This is a genomic window from Aquabacterium sp. G14 (genome assembly GCF_037482285.1).
Classification (GTDB): Bacteria; Pseudomonadota; Gammaproteobacteria; order Burkholderiales; family Burkholderiaceae_C; genus Aquabacterium.
Map to the genome: position 1 here is coordinate 1 of NZ_JBBEYB010000037.1, position 3,259 is coordinate 3,259.

At 56.1% G+C, this 3,259-nt stretch carries 2 protein-coding genes; one reads left to right on the forward strand and one right to left on the reverse strand.

Annotated features, from left to right (window positions below; all coding sequences use genetic code 11):
- Positions 1 to 807 precede the first annotated feature (807 nt).
- Entirely contained in the window at positions 808 to 1,689 is an 882-nt protein-coding gene (locus tag WIT60_RS16800; RefSeq protein WP_339584971.1) for a restriction endonuclease, read from the reverse strand.
- A 649-nt stretch (positions 1,690 to 2,338) separates the two neighbouring features.
- On the opposite strand from WIT60_RS16800, the gene WIT60_RS16805 reads away from it, so the two are divergent.
- Positions 2,339 to 3,259 (forward strand): IS1595 family transposase (locus WIT60_RS16805; protein WP_339581920.1); only part of this gene is annotated, 921 nt, incomplete at its 3' end.

Consider the following 3,259-nt stretch of genomic DNA (forward strand, 5'->3'; position numbering starts at 1 on the left):
GTGTTCTCGCGTGGGAGTGGCGATGCATAACGCGCAAACCTTGCCATGCAAAGAAAACAACCTTGGCACGACAAATGATTCCCGCGTGCTGGATGTATGAACTTGCACCGATGTTGACATTTGCCAGAGCCTTTGCACCGAGTTACCTGAGCATATTTTTAAACGGGACCTAACTACAAAGGTAAGGGGCGCCCGTTTGGCGTAGGCAAGACGCTCGGTGATGTAAGCGTCCCCTTGACCTGACAGTTAGGCTGGGGCGCGGAGTAGAGGGCGTGGAGCACACGGCAACCTGGCCATGGTTCGATGAACAGTGATGCTGCACAGACGCTCCCTTTGATGTTTGAAAGCAGTGTGCCAGACGCGCGGTCTTGGTGGAAGACCACTGAGCTCGTTCAGCCAAAAGGCCGATGGCGAATGGCACTTTGGCGCCCCTGGATGTTGAGCTGACTGCCACCGGACAGGCAGCCCACAAGGCAGGTGGCCTGTGGCACTTTGGTGCCGCGCGGTGGTGAGCAGGCTGCCGAAGGACAGACAGCCAACCAGAGCGGCCAAAGTAAGACCCCATGCGTGCCGTGTTGTTGGTTCGGCGCGCGTTGAAACCTGTCAAAAAAGCCTTGGCCGAGGCCATCAAACCAGAATTCCAGAGCCTTCCGAAAACTGCTCATTCGACTTCCAGAGAGTTTGGAAAACGAAGGCCTAACGAATTAGTTAACTGGCGCCGGAGCCCCGCAGGGGCGCAGGGTACCAATAGCGGCCAATAAAATGCCGAAGGCATGGCCGCTGTTGGCGTCCACGTTGAACGCACAGTTAGACCTGGCGAAACTCGGTAAAGAACCCATGATCTACCTCGTAGGTTGTTACAGGTTTGAGGCCAATTTCGAGATTCTCTAGCATGTCGATAAGACGCTCACCATCAATTAGTTCGATTGGTGGCACACCATCTCGGGAAGCCTCTTTTTTCGCTTCGGCAGTAAATGTACCGGTTGTGATGACAATTCCTTTGTCGGCGCGACCGGCCATAGCACCGCGAAAGTCTCGAACCTCAGGGGATGAAACAGACTTGGTGTACCGCTTGCATTGAAACAGAACTTTAAAGCTCACAAGGTCATTGATCTGCAAGGTGCCGTAACCATCAATCCCTCCGTCGCCACTTTGGCCCGTGACAGTGACTTGGGTAAAGCCTGCTTCGCGCAAAATCCGTTGTGCTAGACGCTCGAAACCAGCTGGTGGGAGTGATAGTAAGACTTGCAGCGCCTCGACGCGGTAGTCGTTTGGAGCTGCGCCGGTTGCTTCAGCGACTTGCTCAGCAATTGGCTCAGATTGATTATTTTTTGATTTGCGCTGCTGATCAAAAACTTTCACCCAGCGTGCAAATATTTCTCCAGCCTGCTCAACTGTTAGGTGCGCGGTTCGCCCTTTCTCAGTAAGGCTCCAGATGCCACGTTTGGATGAGTCTAGAAGACCTTCGCGAACGAGATAAAAGCGCGCCCACGCGACATTTGTTTTTAACCTTGATCCGCCAGATGGAACAATGTCGTTTTGCTCGTCATCGGACAAGCGCATATCTGTGGCAATTTGCTCAACTACTTCGTCGGGGCGGCCGGACCCTCCAAGCTTGCGTAGAGCATCCAGCAGCGGGCCGAAATACCTAAGAAATTTCGTTCCTTCAGAGTTTTTTGCTTTTGCCATGTTGGTGCGAAGTCTCGAATATTGGGGCTAACTACAAAGGTAAGGGGCGCCCGTTTAGCGTAGGCAAGACGCGCGGTGATGTAAGCGTCCCCTTGACCTGACAGTTAGGCTGGGGCGCGAAGGAGAGGGCGTGGAGCACACGGCAAACGTGCCGTGTTTCGATGAACAGTGATGCTGCACAGACGCTCCTTTTGATGTTTCCAGAGAGTCTGCCAGACGCGCGGTCTTGGTGGAAGACCACCATGCTTGTTTAGCCAAAAGGCCGATGGCGGATGGCACTTTGGCGCCCCTGGATGTTGAGCTGACTGCCGCAGGACAGGCAGCCCACAAGGCCGATGGCGTGTGGCACTTGAGCGCCGCTGATGGGTGAGCAGGCTGCCGAAGGACAGACAGCCAACCAGAGCGGCCAGAGTAAGACCCCATGCGTGCCGTGCTGCTGGTTTGGCGCGCGTTGAAACCTGTCAAAAAGCCCATGCCTTGGGCATAAACCAAGATTCCAGAGCTTTCCGAAAACCGCTCATTCGACTTCCAGAGAGTTTCGGAAATGAAGGCCTAACTGAAATCCTGATTAGAAACCTGCCTCAGCGAGGCTCACCCCATGAGCTTGTGACTCACTAATCTGTGGTCTTCTTACAGTGGGGTGAGCACCATGGCCTTCAACCAGATTCAGTTCCAGCACGGCATGTCGATTCCGGAATTCCTTCGTAGCTTTGGCACCGAGGCACAGTGCGCCGAAGCGATCAAGGCCGCGCGCTGGCCTGAGGGATTTCGCTGTCCGCGCTGCTCCAGCAGTGATCACTATGTGGTCGGCCACGGTGTCCGTAAGCTCTTCCAGTGCAATGGCTGTCGGCATCAGACCTCCCTGACCGCAGGCAGTCTCATGGCACACACCAAACTGCCCCTGACGACCTGGTTCTTGGCCATCTACCTCATCAGTCAGGCCAAAACCGGCCTGTCTGCCCTGGCGCTCAAGCGTCAGCTTGGCGTGAGCTATCCCACTGCCTGGCTGTTGCATCAGAAGATCAACCGGGCCATGGCCTCGCAAGACGCCACCCACCAACTCAGCGGCACGGTGCAACTCGATGACGCTTACCTCGGAGGCGAGCGCACAGGCGGCAAAGTCGGTCGGGGCTCCGAGAACAAGGTCCCCTTTGTCGCGGCTGTCTCGGTCAATGATCACGGGCATCCGATGTTCATCAAGCTCAATGTGGTCAGAGGGTTCACCTCTGAAGCGATCAGCAAGTGGGCCAAGTCCAATCTGGCACCGGGCACCAGCGTGCACAGCGATGGTTTGGCCTGCTTCAGTGCGGTGGCCGATGCCGGTTGCCTTCACCTCCCGATGGTGGTCGGCTCCCTCAAGCCGCGCGACCTGCCCAGCTTCAAGTGGGTCAACACCGTGCTGGGCAATCTCAAGACCACGTTGGCCGGAGCCTTCCATGCCCTGAACTACCGCAAGTACGCCGAGCACTACCTTGCTGGCTTCGCCTACAGGTTCAACCGCCGCTTCGATCTGCGTGGTCTGGTCGCAAGTCTCATCGTCGACGTCGTGAGAGCAAAGCCCATCAAGGAA

Coding starts and splice junctions, on each gene's coding strand:
- WIT60_RS16800 (WP_339584971.1), bottom strand. CDS start 1,689: ATGGCAAAAGCAAAAAACTCTGAAGGAACGAAATTTCTTAGGTATTTC.